This is a genomic window from Kordiimonas sp., from assembly GCF_048260245.1.
Classification (GTDB): domain Bacteria; phylum Pseudomonadota; class Alphaproteobacteria; order Sphingomonadales; family Kordiimonadaceae; genus Kordiimonas.
In genome coordinates this window covers 17,911-33,523 of the sequence record NZ_JBLXGZ010000019.1, presented here as the reverse complement: position 1 = coordinate 33,523, position 15,613 = coordinate 17,911, and the positions used below count along the sequence as shown (strand labels likewise).

At 58.4% G+C, this 15,613-nt stretch carries 12 protein-coding genes; 8 read left to right on the top strand and 4 right to left on the bottom strand.

What is annotated here, in order from left to right:
• The first annotated feature begins 24 nt into the window (after window positions 1-24).
• Both ACN0VM_RS11050 and ACN0VM_RS11045 read left to right on the top strand, forming a co-directional pair.
• Window positions 25-270 carry a DUF2934 domain-containing protein gene (locus ACN0VM_RS11050; RefSeq protein WP_417450942.1) on the top strand — a complete coding sequence of 82 codons (246 nt, stop codon included), beginning with the start codon at window positions 25-27 and terminating at the stop codon, window positions 268-270.
• A gap of 199 nt (window positions 271-469) precedes the next feature.
• Window positions 470-2,857, top strand: coding sequence for an EAL domain-containing protein (locus ACN0VM_RS11045; protein ID WP_417450941.1), 2,388 nt, complete (start codon window positions 470-472; stop codon window positions 2,855-2,857).
• 40 nt (window positions 2,858-2,897) lie between these two features.
• Here ACN0VM_RS11045 and ACN0VM_RS11040 read toward each other — a convergent pair whose 3' ends face one another.
• Together ACN0VM_RS11040 and ACN0VM_RS11035 are read right to left on the bottom strand one after the other, a co-directional pair.
• Window positions 2,898-3,518, bottom strand: coding sequence for a 2OG-Fe(II) oxygenase (locus ACN0VM_RS11040; RefSeq protein ID WP_417450940.1), 621 nt, complete (start codon window positions 3,516-3,518; stop codon window positions 2,898-2,900).
• A gap of 5 nt (window positions 3,519-3,523) precedes the next feature.
• Entirely contained in the window at window positions 3,524-3,751 is a 228-nt protein-coding gene (locus ACN0VM_RS11035; protein ID WP_417450939.1) for a hypothetical protein, read from the bottom strand.
• A gap of 100 nt (window positions 3,752-3,851) precedes the next feature.
• Here ACN0VM_RS11035 and ACN0VM_RS11030 point away from each other — a divergent pair, with 100 nt between their 5' ends.
• From ACN0VM_RS11030 to ACN0VM_RS11015, 4 genes are all read left to right on the top strand, one after another.
• Window positions 3,852-4,709 (top strand): LysR family transcriptional regulator, encoded by an 858-nt coding sequence (locus ACN0VM_RS11030; protein WP_417450938.1) that lies wholly within the window; start codon window positions 3,852-3,854, stop codon window positions 4,707-4,709.
• Between the two features lie 137 nt (window positions 4,710-4,846).
• Window positions 4,847-6,001: an NAD(P)/FAD-dependent oxidoreductase gene (locus ACN0VM_RS11025; protein ID WP_417450937.1), complete on the top strand. Its 1,155-nt coding sequence runs from the start codon at window positions 4,847-4,849 to the stop codon at window positions 5,999-6,001.
• A 13-nt stretch (window positions 6,002-6,014) separates the two neighbouring features.
• On the top strand, window positions 6,015-8,882 hold the full coding sequence (locus ACN0VM_RS11020; protein ID WP_417450936.1) for a serine hydrolase: 2,868 nt from the start codon (window positions 6,015-6,017) through the stop codon (window positions 8,880-8,882).
• A 156-nt stretch (window positions 8,883-9,038) separates the two neighbouring features.
• Complete coding sequence (locus ACN0VM_RS11015; RefSeq protein ID WP_417450935.1) at window positions 9,039-9,896, top strand: MurR/RpiR family transcriptional regulator; 858 nt, start codon at window positions 9,039-9,041, stop codon at window positions 9,894-9,896.
• Here ACN0VM_RS11015 and lysA read toward each other — a convergent pair.
• Window positions 9,893-11,188: a diaminopimelate decarboxylase gene (gene lysA, locus ACN0VM_RS11010; RefSeq protein ID WP_417450934.1), complete on the bottom strand. Its 1,296-nt coding sequence runs from the start codon at window positions 11,186-11,188 to the stop codon at window positions 9,893-9,895. The two genes, ACN0VM_RS11015 and lysA, sit on opposite strands and share 4 nt — an antisense overlap.
• Window positions 11,189-11,359: 171 nt before the next feature.
• On the opposite strand from lysA, the gene ACN0VM_RS11005 reads away from it, so the two are divergent.
• A complete protein-coding gene (locus tag ACN0VM_RS11005) occupies window positions 11,360-12,742 on the top strand; it encodes a Na+/H+ antiporter NhaC family protein (RefSeq protein WP_417450933.1) in 1,383 nt (460 codons plus the stop codon).
• Between the two features lie 18 nt (window positions 12,743-12,760).
• On the top strand, window positions 12,761-14,338 hold the full coding sequence (locus tag ACN0VM_RS11000; RefSeq protein WP_417450932.1) for a serine hydrolase: 1,578 nt from the start codon (window positions 12,761-12,763) through the stop codon (window positions 14,336-14,338).
• Window positions 14,339-14,512: 174 nt separating this feature from the next.
• Here ACN0VM_RS11000 and ACN0VM_RS10995 read toward each other — a convergent pair whose 3' ends face one another.
• A complete protein-coding gene (locus ACN0VM_RS10995; RefSeq protein WP_417450931.1) occupies window positions 14,513-15,610 on the bottom strand; it encodes a dipeptide epimerase in 1,098 nt (365 codons plus the stop codon).
• Window positions 15,611-15,613: the final 3 nt, after the last annotated feature.

The following is a 15,613-nucleotide window of genomic DNA, read 5'->3' as shown; positions in this document are numbered from 1 at the left end:
TCTTCAAAATTAAAGGAGCACCCGATGCCGCACCAGCCACATGAGCAAATCGCCCAACGCAGCTTTTTGATATGGGAACAGGAAGGCCGGCCAACTGGTCATGCGCTAGACCACTGGCTGCAGGCTGAACGTGAGTTAGCCGAATTATTCACAAAAAGGGAGCAGCCGCAGGCCATCTCGCCTGCACCAAAAGCCCGGCCCAAAACCAAAGGCGCCACCAAGGCGAAAACCGGCACCAGAACGCGCCAGAAACCCACTAGAAAAGCTTGAAAGCCAACGTGTGTTTAGCTTGTCGCTTCCTGCGGCACATGGTGCTGCAGGAATAGCCAAGTTATTGTCGCCAGTGCAATGGCTTGTTTGCGGGACTTGTCACTGAAAGTATGCATGCCGAGCCGCCGTTTGCACACAAACTGTTAAGAAATCCGTGGCATAGTGGTGTGCAGAAATCAATGAACCTTATGCAGGCCTTATGTTTAACGAGTTCTACCGCTGCATCGCTATCGACCATGACCTCAGGCTGGTGTTTTTGGCCGCAGCCATCTGTGCATTTGCCTGTTATACAACAATCAATCTTGTTCTTCGGGCAGAGGAAACAACAACAACGACGCGCACCCGTTGGCTGCTGTTGACTGCCATGGCCTCCGGCGTTGGCATATGGGCGACCCATTTTGTCGCGATGCTGGCATATGACGTCGGCCTGCCCAAAAGTTACGATCTAGTACCAACAATTTTATCTGGGCTTATTGCCATGGGGCTCGCTGGCACGGGCTTTGCGACCTTCCTCAACCATAATTCGAAAGGTCATCTCATCGCCGGTGCCGCTGTTATATGCATCGGGATAGCTGCCATGCACTATACAGGCATGGCGGGCCTCAGAATTCTGGGCGTGACATCATATACGCCCTCATGGATTATGCTGTCTTTCGTGATTGGCTTCGTCGGTTCCATCAGCACTTTGGCGCTATACCGCCGCTTCTCTGGCATAAAGCGTCAGGTTTATGCCGGCTCTGCCCTTACCCTTACTATCTGCGGTTTGCATTTTACCGGCATGACCGCGCTCAGCATAGAGCCAAACCCAACGGTCACTATTGGTGCCGGCGCGCTCTCGGATTCCGTGCTGGCAATATTTGTCACTCTTGCAACTTTCCTTATTCTAACCCTCAGCCTGATTGGCGCCACGGTTGATCGCCATCTTGCCGAGCGTCGCTCACAGGAAACCCGGCGTTTACGGGGTTTGGCCAACGCAGCGCTGGAAGGCATTGTCCTCCTTGACGCGGAAGGCAAGATTGTCGATGCAAACTATAGCTTCCTCGGACTATGCGGCCGCCATCTGGCGACACTGAAAGGCATGTCTTTCTCAGTCTGTTTCCAGAACCTGCGTTTTGATGCGTCCGTGAGGTCCGCTGGTTATGCAGGGGACGCGGTGTTGATCGCCACAGAGGCACGGGAAATTCCAACGGAAGTCTTCTTCCGACCCGTGCCCGAACATACCGACGCAACGATGGTCGCCATTGTTCGGGACATTCGCGAAAGGCAGACTGCCCAGCAGCAGATCGACTATCTCTCAAGACACGATAACGTCACCGGGCTGGCAAACAGGCTGTTAGTCTCGCACCGCCTGGAACACTCTTTTGCGCTTGCCAAAAAGGCCAGACGCAAGGTGGCACTTCATTTTATCGACATCGATTCGTTCAATGACCTGAACGCGCGCCTTGGTCATGCCGGAGGCGATGAAGTGCTGAAAGCCGTCGCAGGCCGTATCAAGGAAGCAGCCCGCGAGATCGATACCGTTGCGCGGCTCTCCGCCGACCAGTTTTGTATCATTCAGGAAGATATAGAAAGCAGCGACGGCGCCGATTTTCTTGCGCTCAAGGCCAAACAAACCCTTACCCGCCCGATCACGGTAAAAGGCGAGACGTTGAATATTACCGCCTGTACCGGCATTGCGATGTACCCCGAAGACGCGCAGGATCCCGAAGATCTGCTGATCAGGGCTGAAATCGCCATGAAGCGCGCGAAAGGGGAAGGCACCGGTCAATATAATTTCTTCGAACACGCCATTGACGAAAAGCTGGAGGAAAGACGGCAGCTCAAGCGGGATCTGGAAGGGGCTATTGAGCGCGGGGAACTTTTTCTGGTTTACCAACCCCAGCACCTTGTCAGGGACGAGGCCCTTGTCGGGTTTGAAGTCCTGCTAAGGTGGAAGCATCCCGAAAAAGGCATGATTTCACCCGCCGAATTTATTCCAATGGCGGAAGAAACCGGCATTATCAACGAAATCAGCAACTGGTTGCTGAACGAAGCCTGCCAGGAAGCCGCTTCGTGGGAAGTTCCGGTCAGCATTGCGGTAAACCTGTCCCCGGTTCAGTTCCTCGAAGACGGACTGGTCAACGTGGTCCAGCGCAAACTGCATAAATACGGCCTTTCCGCTGACCGCCTGGAGTTCGAGATAACCGAAGGTGTTCTGATCACCGACGGTGACCGTGCTCTCAAAATTTTGAACGACCTGAAGTCCCTTGGTATCCGGCTTGCTATGGATGATTTTGGTACCGGCTACAGCTCACTCAGCTATTTGCAGAATTTCCCGTTCGACAAATTGAAAATCGACAGGTCCTTTGTCATGCGCATGGCCGAAAGCAAACATTCGGCGGGCATCGTGAAAGGTGTCATCGGTCTCGCCCATGGACTGGGCATTCCGGTTCTTGCGGAGGGCGTGGAGACCACGACGCAGCTTGAAATGTTGAAAGCGAGCCGCTGCGACGAAGTGCAGGGCTTTCTGCTCGGCCGGCCCCAGCCCATTCGGCATTACCTCCGCCAGGTAGGCTTGCGCCAAAGCTACTCCGACCAAAGGGCCTAGCGACCGCTCTCTCCAGTATAGCGACGTCTAACGGCGGCTATCAGCGAAAAGCCGGGCCATGCACCCAGGCCGCGAGCGAAAAGCGTGTGCCTGCTGTGACCGGGCAAACCCTGTGCAGCATAAAGCTGGGGAAGGCAACAAGGGTACCTTGTGCTGTGGGCATCGCGGCCACATCGCCGCCCGCGTTGACCTCCAGTACGCCACCTTCATATTCCGCCGGGTCACTGAGCTGGATCACAATGCTCAGCTTCCGGCTCACCGTACTGCCCGCGTTGCCGATATCGATATGCCAGTCGTAAAAATCACCCGGCCTGCCTTCTGGCCCGCCGTCATAGCGCAACAGCTGCAACCCTTCGGCGAAGCCGTCAAAAGCAAAGGGGAAAGCGTCCTGCGACAGGCGCGACAAGGTCTGCACAAGCCTGTGCGACAACCACGGCAGATCATCTTCATCAAGCCAATGTGCGCCGGCGGACCGGACGGCATGGACGCTGGCCCCACCCGAAAGCCGAGCCCGCGCCATCATATGCTCGGTGGCAAGCCCCTGAAGCACATGACATTCGTCAGCGCTCAGGAAGGCGGGGACAAGGGCAGGCGCAAGTTGAAACCCGTGCTGCCTTAATGCCAAACCATAACCCGGTACCATGTCGCCGCGTGGGGCCACGGGCTCTAGCCGAAATCCAGTTCGTACTCTTCGCGCAGCGAAAGCACATCGGTGACACTGACCCCGTATTTACGGGCGATATCATCTACTGTCTGGTCACAGCACATCTCTGCGCTTAGCATCACTTCGCTAAGCGGCCACTGTACGTTAAAAGACTGGCTCGGGTTCTCCCCATACCCATAACTGGGGCCATTCACATAAAGCTCAGGACGGCGCACTCTCAAATCCTTCATGGATGAAACACTGTCCTGCCGTTCTGCGCTTCCATCAAATATTTGAAAAGCGGATATATTTGATAGATAATATCGGAAAACCCGATACAAGAGAAAATTCATGGATATAACACAGGCGCGCACCTTCCTTGCTGTGCTGGAAACCGGCTCTTTCCTGCACGCGGCAGCGCGGGTAAATGTGGCGCAATCCACCGTCAGCACACGCATCAAGGCGCTGGAAGAAGCGCTGGGGCAGGAACTGTTCATTCGCAACCGCGCTGGCGCAAGCCCAACTCAGGTGGGGCGTGAGTTCGCCCGCCACGCCGCCGCCATTGTGCGCATGTGGGATCAGGCCAAGCTCACCCTCGCGCTGCCGCCGGAGCAGAAGAAACGCCTGACCGTTGGCGGGCAACCCAGCCTGTGGGACGGGTTTCTGCTGAAGTGGCTGCCGTGGATGCACAAACACGCGCCCGAGGTTGCGATCCGCGCGCAGATGATGGCGTCATCGCAAATGCTGACACAGCAGCTTCTTGACGGCCTGATTGATTTTGCCGTGCTGTACCGGCCAACAGCCAGGCCCGGCCTCATTATCCGGCAAATATTCGAAGAACAGCTTGTGCTGGTCAGCAGCGACCTTGCCACCAGCCAATTGGATGAAGAGAGCTATGTTTTTGTCGATTGGGGACCGGAATTTCAGGCAGACCATGCGCTCAACTTCCCCGGCATGGCAACACCCGCCCTGAACCTGAACGTGGGCACGCTCGGCATTTCCTTCCTGCTGGAAAATCACGCTGCGGGCTATTTTCCGTTGCGCATCGCCGCGCCCTTTTTGCAAAACGGCGAACTCCGGCGAATACCAAATACGCCTGTCTTTACCTACCCGGTTTACGGCACCTACCCGGAAGACCATGACAACGAATTAATAAAAACCGTATTCAGGGGTCTGAACCACCTCACCAGCCGCACCATTCCCCACTGAAAACAACCTAGAGCACTGATATTATTAAAATTTTCCTATTTGTAATTTTTTATTCCTAATTGAGAAATTATTCTATAAATTATTCCTACAGTGCATATGCCCCTATCGCGGTAGTTGGATAGAATAATAGGTCAACCATGTCATATACAGAGTTTGATATCATCGTCATCGGCGCAGGCATGGCTGGCGCCTCCGTGGCGGCGGAACTGGCGAGCGAGCGCAACGTTCTGCTGCTTGAGCGAGAGGAACAGCCCGGTTACCACGCGACGGGCCGGTCAGCAGCGCTCTTCTCAGAAATATACGGCAGTGCACCGGTGCGGGCGCTCTCGCGTGCCAGTCGCCGTTTTTTTGACACCCCGCCGGCGGGCTTCGCAGAAAACCCGCTTCTTACCCCCCGCAGCACCATGTTTATCGCCACCGCCAAACAGGCCGAATCCTTTGACAGGATGCAACAGCAACCTGACATCAAGGCAAACACCTACTGGATCAGCCCGGCAGACGCGGAGAACCTCGTGCCTATCCTGCACGGGGAAGACATGATCGGCGCCCTTATCGAAGACGGCTCGGCAGACATTGACGTACATGGTTTGCATCAGGGCTACCTGAAGCAGTTTCGCGCGCGTGGCGGCGTGCTGCAAACGGGTGCCGAGGTGCTGGAGATGCACCACAGCGGCGATATGTGGCACGTCACGACCCCTGAGGGCATTGTCCGCGCCGCCACCGTCGTCAATGCAGCCGGAGCATGGGCCGACCATATCGGCGTGATCGCGGGCGGCCGTGAAATCGGCCTGATGCCGAAGCGCCGCACCGCCATTCTTGTTGAGCCGCCCGCAGGCGTAGACCCGGCGCCATGGCCCATGGTGTTCGACGTGGACGAGGGCTTCTATTTCAAGCCAGACGCCGGCATGCTGCTGATCTCACCCTGTGACGAGACCGAAAGCCCGGCGTGTGACGCACAACCGGAAGAACTGGACATTGCCATTGCGGTTGACCGCGTGATGACAGCCACCACGCTGCAAGTGCGACGTATCGCCCATAGCTGGGCCGGACTCAGGAGCTTTGTCGCCGACCGCACGCCTGTGGCAGGTTTCGACCCGGTACTGCCAAACTTTTTCTGGCTTGCTGGCCAGGGCGGCTACGGTATCCAGACCGCACCGGCGCTGGCCGCTTTATCAACAGGCCTGATCCTGAACGGGGCAATCCCGGCGTGGCTGTTGGACCACGGCGTATCTGAGGGCGCCCTCGCCCCGGCGCGCCTTTGGGGTAGCGGGCACCTGAGCAAGTCAGCTTAAAAAGGAGTAAGCGATGCGCTCTATTATCCGGATACTCATGCTCGCCGCCGCTTGTTCTTTGGCCATGGGTGCGTCCGCCAGTGACCGCCTGCTCATCACCAACGCGAAAATTGTCGACGGTACCGGCGCGGAGGCTTTCAGCGGTGACGTGCTGGTAGAGAACGGCGTCATCAAGCATATCTACGCGCCCGGTAAAGGCCCGGAACGCGCAGAAAACCAGAAAGGCGCCGGGCGCAGCATCGATGCCGCTGGACGCGTTCTGGCACCGGGTTTTATTGACCTGCACACCCACGGCGACCCGCAGGCGCAGTCATTTGAAAACTTCCTCGCCATGGGCGTGACCACCGTCACCCTGGGCATGGACGGCAGCAGCGACAGCCTCACGTACGGCACGAATGGCCTCGCGGGCTGGAAAGCCAAAGCGCGGGCACAAGGGCTTGAGCTCAACGTCATCCCCATGTCAGGCCACGGAACCCTGCGCCGGAAAGCCGGCATCCCTGACGGCGCACGCGACCTGACACCCGCACAAACCAAGGCACTGCAAGCAGCGCTCAGTCAGGATCTGGCCGCTGGCTCGTTTGGCCTTTCCATGGGGCTTGAATATGTGCCGGGTGTCTATGCAGACGCCTCAGAACTCAAGGCCCTTGGTGACGTCATTACCGACACAGGCGCCATCATCATGAGCCATATGCGCAGCGAGGATGACGGCGATGTCGAAGATGCCATCGACGAGCTTGTCGCCATGGCCCCCACGGGCCGGGTGCATATCTCCCACCTCAAGGTGGTCTATGGCCGGGGCGAAAGCCGGGCGGATGATTTGCTCGCCTTCATGGCAGGCAAACGCGAGACCGGCACAAGGCTAAGCGCCGATGCCTATCCTTATGCCGCCAGTTACACCGGCATCGGCATCCTGTTTCCCGAATGGGCGCTACCGCCAACGGATTATGCACATATCAGGCAAACGCGGGACGCGGAACTTGTGGCTTATCTGGCCGCACGCATTGAAAAGCGTGGCGGGCCGCAAGCCCTGTTGTTCGGTGCTGGCCCTTATGCCGGGCAGACGCTGGCAAGCGCGGCAAAGGCCGCTGGCAAAACGGCGGCACACTTCATCGCAGACCTAGGCCCCAAGGGTGGTTCAGCCGCACACTTCGTCATGGACCGGCGTGTCGTTGACCGGCTGGTGAGCGACGCCAGTGTTGCCCTTTCCACCGACGGCAGCCCCACCATGCGGCACCCGCGGGGGTACGGCACCTATGCCCGCCTGATAGAATATTATGTCATGCAGCAAAAAAGCATGAGCCTTGAAGCTGCGGTCCATAAGGCGACCGGCCTGCCCGCCGAGATCATGCACATCCGCGACCGCGGCATTATCAAACCCGGCATGGTGGCAGACCTTATCCTCTTTGATCCGGCGGGCGTGCGAGAGACCACCAGCTATGTAGACCCCCACCAAAAAGCGACCGGCTTTGATATGGTGATCGTTGGCGGCACGGTCGCGTTTGAAAACAACACCGTGCGCTCCGCGCGTGCCGGTCGTGTGCTTTCGCCTGCCGCATTCCCGGATAACAGCCTGCCCCACGCCGCCCGACTTGAGCTTGACGGCATTATCAGCGGTGAGCTGTCTGGCGCGCCAGAGGTCAGCGGACTGCAAGTGGTTGTCCTCAAGGACGGCAAGACGGTGTTTGACTATGCTGGCGGCCTCGCTCGCACCGACGGCGGCAAGGCTGTTGCGCTAACCCCTGAGCACAAGGTACGGGTCGCGTCCATCTCCAAACTGGTGGCGACCATCGGCCTGCTGCGGCTGGTTGAGACCGGCGCGGCGGAACTGGATTCCGATGTATCGGACTATCTTGGTTTTCCGCTCAGGAACCCGAATTTCCCCGATGACAAAATCACCCTGCGCATGCTTCTCTCCCATACCTCCAGCATTCGCGACGGCAGCTATTACTGGTTGAAAGAAGGTGAAGACTTTCAAGCCTTTTTCCAGCCCGGTGGCAAACATTATGACGGCGGCGCCCATTTCGCGGGCGGTAAAGGCAAGGCACCGGGCGACTATTTCACCTACGCGAACCTTAATTTTGGCATCATTGCCGGGGTGATTGAGCGCGTCAGCGGCCAACGCTTTGACATTTACATGCATGAAAACGTGCTGGCGCCCCTTGGCCTGAACGCCAGCTATAACGTCTGCGACGTCACGGCCCAAAACCCGGACACCATGGCCACACTTTTCCGCAAACGCAGTGATGACGGCACTTGGCAGCCCGAAGGTGACTGGGTGCCGCAGCTCGACAGCAGCCGCTTCTCCTGCTTTTACGGTATGGAGCCGATCGGGCGCAGTGACGCGCCGGACACCCTTCTTGACGGGTATATACCGGGGCAGAACCCGACGCTGTTTTCGCCGCAAGGTGGCCTGCGCGCCTCGGCCCGCGACCTCGCCGAGGTTGCGACCTTCCTGATGAACGGCGGCGTGACCAAGGACGGAAAACATCTTCTTGATCCGCAAACCATCAGCGAAATGGTCCAGCCTGTCTGGCTTTATGATGCCGGGACGGAAAACGGCAATACAACGGGCGAAGACGTGAACCCGGACGGCCCGTCCAAGCGACTGATGACAGCGTACGGCCTTTCCGTCCATATCGTCGACCTCAAGGAATGGGGCCTCTCGGGTGAGACACGCTACCTCGCCGGTCACCTGGGCGACGCGTACGGGCTGATGGGCCAGTTCTGGATCGACTTCTACACAAACACCGCGCTCGTGGCGCTGATGACCGGCACGGCGAACGATCCGTCGGCGGGTGGCGGCACCAGTCCTCTCTACCGCGCGGAAGAAGAAGTTTTAAGGTGGTGGTTGCGCTGGTTTGGTCCGGACACGGAAAACTGAGCTTCGGCGCAAGGGTGCCATGGTCTTTAACCGTAATACTTGAGTTGAGGTCGCTTTCGGCCTAAACGAATTGAAGGAGAGGGAGTTTGACACAGGCAATCGGGCAGGCGATAGCCACCCATGGCAGTGTGACGGCAAACCGGGTAAGGGGACTTGATGAACGATTGTTTGGCAAATATTCGGCGGGCTGTTAACGGCATGTCTGCGAACGAACGGAAACTTGCCGAATTCATCATGAATAACGCCTCCCTGTTGCGGGATTATTCCTCCCAGCAACTGGCCGAGGCTGTGGGCGTAAGCCAGTCCAGCGTGGTGAAGTTCAGCCAGAAGCTGGGCTACCGCGGCTATCCCGCGCTCAAGCTTGCGGTCAGTGAGGAACTGGCACGCGGTAGCGCACAAGCCGACCTTGGCCAGATCCCTCCACCACCCAGCCACGACAGCACCGGCACGGTATTTGAGGAGCTGGCACAAACAAAAGCCGATGTTGTCAAAGCCATCTCGGAGTTGAACAGCGAACAGGCCTTGCTTGAGGTCGTACGCACGATCGAGAAAGCCAACCGCATCCAGTTTGTCGCGGCTGGCGGTTATTCACTGGTGGTGAAAGACTTTGCCCTCAAGCTCATGATCATGGGCAAATCGGTCGTGGCGGAAAGCGACCCGTTTGTACAGCGCGCCAACCTTGCTTCCATGCGGCGGGGTGATGTGCTCTTTGCGCTGTCGGTCTCGGGCCAGAATGGCCATGTGATCGAGCTGGCGGAAGCCGCGAAGGAAGCCGGGCTGACCATTGTCTCGCTGACCAAATATGACGTTAACCCGCTCAGCCTGCTCGCTGATCACAGCCTGTTCTCGCTGGATGAACGCGCCGCCAGCCACTATAGCGCCAGCGCCCCGCACATTGTGGCGCGGGTCGCGCTGCAGCACCTCATCGACGCGCTATATATGGTGCTCTCCAGCCGCGATACCCACGGGCGGGAGCTTTTGATCCTCAGCCAGCAGGCGGTCGAAAACCTCTAGGCCTCCGGTGCCGCCTCTGGCTCATCCGTCACCGCCACCGCTTGCCACGCTGTATCAAGACCGATAAGCGCCTCATAGCTGCCGCGCGGACGGATCACACCGAATTGGTCCCCGTCTATCATCACCTCAGGCACCAGCAGGCGGCTGTTGTAGGTGCCCGCCATCACGGCGCCGTATGCGCCAGCGTCCTTGAAGGCCACGAGGTCACCGGATGTTACCTCCGGCATGGGGCGCGCTGTCGCGAAGGTATCGCCGCTTTCGCACACCGGCCCCACAATGTCATACACCTTGCACGGCCCATCGCGTGCCACAAGCGGCATCACGCCATGATAGGCGTCATACATGGCCGGTCGGATGAGATCATTCATCGCTGCGTCCACAATCATGAAATCCCGGCTTTCGCCCGACTTCACATAAATCACTTCCGCAAGCAACACCCCAGCGGGCCCGAGAAGCGACCGGCCTGGTTCAATGATCAGACGGCTACCAAGGTGGCCCAGATGCTGTTTTGCCAGGGTCGCAAGCTCAGCCGGTGCGGGCGGCGCGGGCTGGTCATCTTCGTAGGCAATGCCCAGCCCGCCGCCGATGTCGATACTGGCAAGGCGGATACCATCGGCCTGCAAGGCCACCACCATATGCGCGAGCCGGTCATACGCCGCCGCGTAGGGCTCAAGCGACAAAAGCTGGGAGCCAATATGCATGGCGATGCCCTGTATCCTTATGCCAGGCAATGCGCCGGCCAACCGGTACACGTCCCGCACCCGCTGCCACGGAATGCCAAATTTGTTTTCCGCCTTGCCAGTGGCGATCTTGGCGTGGGTCTTCGCGTCCACGTCCGGGTTGACGCGCAGCGCAATGCTGGCCGTCAAGCCAAGGCCCGCCGCCACATCGCTCAGCGCCTCAAGCTCGGGCTCTGATTCCACATTAAACTGGTAAATCCCCGCCTTCAGGGCATAGGCCATCTCGTTCCGCTTTTTGGCCACGCCGGAATAGACAATCTTTCCCGCAGGCACACCGGCCGCAAGCGCCCGTCTGAGCTCCCCTTCCGACACCACATCCGCCCCCGCGCCAAGCGACGCCAACGCGCCGATCACCGCCTGATTGGTGTTGGCCTTTACCGCATAACAGACCAAGGTGTCCGGCAAGGCTGAAAAAGCCTGACGATAGCGCATGTATGCCGCCTCAATCGCGCCGCGCGAATAACAATATACCGGGGTGCCGATCACGCTTGCGACAGTGGAAAGTTTCACGCCTTCCATCATCAGTGCACCGTGTTTATAGTTGGGATTCATAGCGGAAATCCTTGAAAATGCAGGGAAACAGCGCGGGAATAGTACCGCATATATTATTGAATATATTATTCCTAATGGAATAATTAGCTTGAAGACAACAGAAATCTTGGGCAATCTCGCCCCTGTCCCCGCGATTTTGCTGCGGGGCAGCTGTTTTTTGGGGAGGAATACATGGGCTGGCTATCACTGCTGCCACCGGTCATCGCAATCAGCGTCGTGCTGTGGCGCAAGGAAGTCCTGTTGGCGCTGATCCTCGCCATTTTTGCATCCGAAGCCTTGCAACAAGCCAATATTGTCACCGACCTGCCCATTGCCGGCCTCGCCATGGTGGACCGCATCGTCGCCACCCTGACCGACATTGATAACGCCCGCCTGCTGACCTTTGCCCTGATGATCGGCGCCCTGCTGGCTTTCATGTACCGCTCCGGCGGCGTGGCGGCCGTGGTGGAGATCATTGTTGGCCGCGGCTGGGTACGCTCGGGCCGTCAGGCTAGCCTCACCTCGGCCCTCATCGGCGTGATCGTCTTCGTCGAGTCGAACCTCAGCGTGCTCACGTCCGGTCTTGTCTCACGCGGACTGTTTGACCGCTACGGCCTGAGCCGCGCCAAACTGGCCTATTTTATCGACAGCACGTCCGCGCCTGTGTGCATCCTTGTGCTGCTGAACGGCTGGGGTGCTTTTGTGCTGGCGCTGTTGAACGCCTATGAGTTTGAGGTCAGCGCGGCGGAGGTGCTCTGGGGCTCGGTCATCTTCAACTTCTACGCCATCGTCACCCTTGTCATCGTCTTCTATTCCGCCGCCACCGGGCGTTTCTTCGGCCCGCTCGCCACGGCAGAAAACCGCGATGCCTCAGAGCTTGAAGAAAGCGAAGTCACCGAAGAGCAATTCGAGCCCACCCGCGCCCGCTTCATGATCCTGCCGCTCTTTGTGATGATTTTTGGCATGGTCGGTTTCATGCTGTGGACCGGCGACGGCGACATGGCGGCGGGCAGCGGTTCGCGTTCCATTCTCTATGCCACGGCGCTTGCCTGCCTCACAGGGTATATCCTGTTGATCACAGACGGTAATTTCAGCCACAAGCATATTGTCGACATTGGCATCAAGGGCATGAATGAGCTGTTGCCCATCACGCTGTTGCTGCTGCTCTCCATCGCATTGGGCGGCAGCCTCAAGGGCCTTGGCACCGGGCAGTTTATTGCCGGAATCATCGGCGGGAACCTGCACCCGCTGCTTTTGGCACCATTGCTTTTCATTGCGGGTGGCATGATTTCCTTTTTCACCGGTACAAGCTGGGGCACCTTCGCCATTCTCATCCCGCTGGCGATGCCGCTTGTCGGTGTGTTCGACCTGCCGCCCGCCTTCCTGCTGGCTGCCATTCTGGGTGGCGGCGTGTTTGGCGACCACTGCTCACCCATCTCCGACACCACGCTGGTCTCCTCGCTCGCGGCGGGCTGTGAGCTTCTGGACCATGTGCGCACACAACTGCCCTATGCGCTGACAGCGGGCGCCGCCACAATTGTGCTTTACCTCGTCACCGGGCTGTTTTTGATCTAACCCCTTAAGGAACCTGCCATGTTATGCGTCCCGTTCAAGACCCTCGCCCTCACCGCTGCGCTGCTGCTGACACCGCTTGCGGCTAAGGCGGACCCGCTGCCGGACGGCGAGATCAACAGTATCGTGACAAAAGCGCTGGAAACCTTCAACACCCCCGGCATGGCAGTGGGTATTGTCAAGGACGGCAAGGTCATTCATCTGCAGGGCTACGGCATCCGCGACATGCACAGCCGCGAGGCGGTTACACCAGACACGCTGTTTCGCATTGCCTCGACCAGCAAGGCCTTCACCGCCGCCGCGCTGGCCATTCTGGTTGATGAGGGCACACTGAGCTGGGACGACAAGGTGATCGACTATCTGCCCGACTTCCGCATGATGGATGCCTGGGTCACGCGCGAGTTTACCATCCGTGACCTGCTGACCCACCGGAGCGGGCTGGGCGCGGGGGCCGGTGACCTGATGCTGTGGCCAGAACCTTCGGGCTTCAGCCGCGAGGAGATCATCAAAAACCTTAGGCATTTCAAACCGGTATCAAGCTTCCGCAGCGAATATGCCTACGACAACCTGCTCTATATCGTGGCTGGTGAAGTGGTGGCCGCCGCCAGTGGCATGTCATGGGAAAACTTTGTCCAGTCCCGCATTCTGGATGCGCTGGGCATGGGCTGTTATGCCGGTGACATCCCGGTGGAAGGTCTCGGTGATGTCGCCACGCCGCACGGCTGGCATGACGACAAACTGGTCACCATCCCGCGCAACGCCATCACCGGCAAGGCCACGGTTTCAGCCGCGGCGGGCGGCATGGTCTGTAACGCGCGCGGCATGAACACATGGATGCTGACCCAGCTTGCAGGTGGTATAAGCCCAAGTGGTGTCAGGGTTTTCTCGGAAGCGCGCCGCGATGAGATGTGGAAATCAGAGACCATTCTGGGCGTCGGCAGCCTCGACCGCGACTGGAACAACACCCATTTCCGTACCTATGCGCTGGCGTGGCGCAAGGCCGATGTGCTGGGCTATGAGGTTATCTCACACACTGGTACGCTGTCGGGCATGCAGGCCTATGTCAGCCTTGTGCCGGAGTTGGATCTGGGCGTGGTCATCCTCAGCAATGGTTCGCACTACGGCGCGCGCACATCGGTGATGCAGGCGGTTTTGCATGGGTTTCTCACCGGGCCAGAGGCCGTCAGCCGTGACTGGGTCAAGGTTTATGACGACTGGCTGGCCGCACGGCTTGCGGCAAAGGCCGCCGCTGAAGGCACCCCGCGCGAGGGCACGGGCGACGTGTTCCTGCCGCTTGACGCCTATGCAGGCACCTACCGCGACGCCTGGCTCGGTGCTGCAACGGTGGCGTTGGACGGCGGTGCCCTTCGGTTCAGCTCAGCGCGGGCGGTCAAGCTCACGGGGAAGCTTGAGCCCTTTGAACAGAATACCTTCATTATCCGCTGGGATGACCCAATGATCGGCGAGGACGCCTATGTGCGTTTCGAGCTTGATTTTGACGGCAAGGTCACCGGGATGAAACTGGCGCATATGTCCGCCGACTTTGACTTCAGCTTCGATATTCAGGACCTCAATTTTATTCGTGACGGAATAAAATAGGGGTGCAAAAGCGGAATTATTCCCGCGTCACCCTGCACAGATGTGTGCAGGGTCTGTGCAACAAAACCCGGCTTTTTGTTAAAATCTGTGCAAGATCGGTGCAGGATGTGCGCAAGGAATAATGGCTATTCGTGCCATTATTCCTGAAATGCGCGTCCTGAGCCTTGAGCGGAATCAGTCATCCAGCATGGTCAGGTGATCGATGTTCTTAATGCCAAGGCCCGGCGCGTCCGACAGCGTGATTTCCGACCCGTCAAAATTGGCGCCCCCCTCGACCGGGTTGAACTGGCACAGCGACGGACCATCAAGATCGGCCTTGGTGATCACGTTCGGTTTTGCGACCGCGAGGTGCGCGGCAGCGGTGACGCTGATGCTGCTTTCCAGCATGCAGCCGATCATGCACTCCACACCGTAGATGGAGGCGATGTCAGCGATTTTGATGGCGTTTGAAATGCCGCCGGTTTTCATCAGCTTGATGTTGATGATGTCCGCCGCCTGCATCTGGATAAGTTCGATCACCTCACGGGGGCCGAAAGTGCTTTCGTCCGCCATCACGGGCGTGCGGACACGCTCGGTGATATATTTCATGCCCTTGAGGTCTTCGCCTTTGACCGGCTGCTCGATCAGCTCAAACTCGACACCGGCGGCCTCAAGCTCGCGAAGCGCTGCCACCGTCTGGCGCGGCGACCAGCCCTGATTGGCGTCAAGACGCAGCAGAGCGCGGTCCTTGACCGCCGCGTAAATGGCTTTCACCCGTTTGAGGTCAACCCCGATGTCCTTGCCCACCTTGATCTTGAGCGTCTCATAGCCCATGTCGCAGGCGCGGATGCTGTCGGCGACCATCTTGTCGATATAATCCACGCTGATGGTCAGGTCGGTTGACAGGCGTGGCTGGCCACCGCCGAGAATTTTATAGAGCGGTGCATTATAATATTGCGCGAACAGGTCATAGATGGCGATCTCTACCGCCGCCTTGGCGGAGAAGTTGTTCACCAGCGCACCCTGGATAATCTGGGTAATATCATTGAGATCGGTGACATCCATGCCAATGAGGCGCGGCATGATATAGCTGCGGATAGCCTCAAGGATAGAGCCATGCGTGTCACCGGTGATTACCGCCGTCGCTGGCGCTTCGCCGTACCCCTTGTGGCCGGTGTCGGTCTCAATGATCAGCACGACATCTTCGATGTTTTCGACCGTTCTGAGCGCGGTTTTGAAAGGGGTGACAAGCGGCACCCGCAACATACCAAGTTTATAGCCTGTAATTTTCATGAA

Excerpts from the sequence above, each read along its gene's own strand:
- ACN0VM_RS10995 (WP_417450931.1), bottom strand. The coding sequence starts at position 15,610 with ATGAAAATTACAGGCTATAAACTTGGTATGTTGCGGGTGCCGCTTGTC.
- ACN0VM_RS11015 (WP_417450935.1), top strand. The coding sequence starts at position 9,039 with ATGAACGATTGTTTGGCAAATATTCGGCGGGCTGTTAACGGCATGTCT.
- ACN0VM_RS11005 (WP_417450933.1), top strand. The coding sequence starts at position 11,360 with ATGGGCTGGCTATCACTGCTGCCACCGGTCATCGCAATCAGCGTCGTG.
- ACN0VM_RS11025 (WP_417450937.1), top strand. The coding sequence starts at position 4,847 with ATGTCATATACAGAGTTTGATATCATCGTCATCGGCGCAGGCATGGCT.
- ACN0VM_RS11045 (WP_417450941.1), top strand. The coding sequence starts at position 470 with ATGTTTAACGAGTTCTACCGCTGCATCGCTATCGACCATGACCTCAGG.
- ACN0VM_RS11000 (WP_417450932.1), top strand. The coding sequence starts at position 12,761 with ATGTTATGCGTCCCGTTCAAGACCCTCGCCCTCACCGCTGCGCTGCTG.
- ACN0VM_RS11030 (WP_417450938.1), top strand. The coding sequence starts at position 3,852 with ATGGATATAACACAGGCGCGCACCTTCCTTGCTGTGCTGGAAACCGGC.
- lysA (WP_417450934.1), bottom strand. The coding sequence starts at position 11,188 with ATGAATCCCAACTATAAACACGGTGCACTGATGATGGAAGGCGTGAAA.
- ACN0VM_RS11035 (WP_417450939.1), bottom strand. The coding sequence starts at position 3,751 with ATGAAGGATTTGAGAGTGCGCCGTCCTGAGCTTTATGTGAATGGCCCC.
- ACN0VM_RS11050 (WP_417450942.1), top strand. The coding sequence starts at position 25 with ATGCCGCACCAGCCACATGAGCAAATCGCCCAACGCAGCTTTTTGATA.
- ACN0VM_RS11020 (WP_417450936.1), top strand. The coding sequence starts at position 6,015 with ATGCGCTCTATTATCCGGATACTCATGCTCGCCGCCGCTTGTTCTTTG.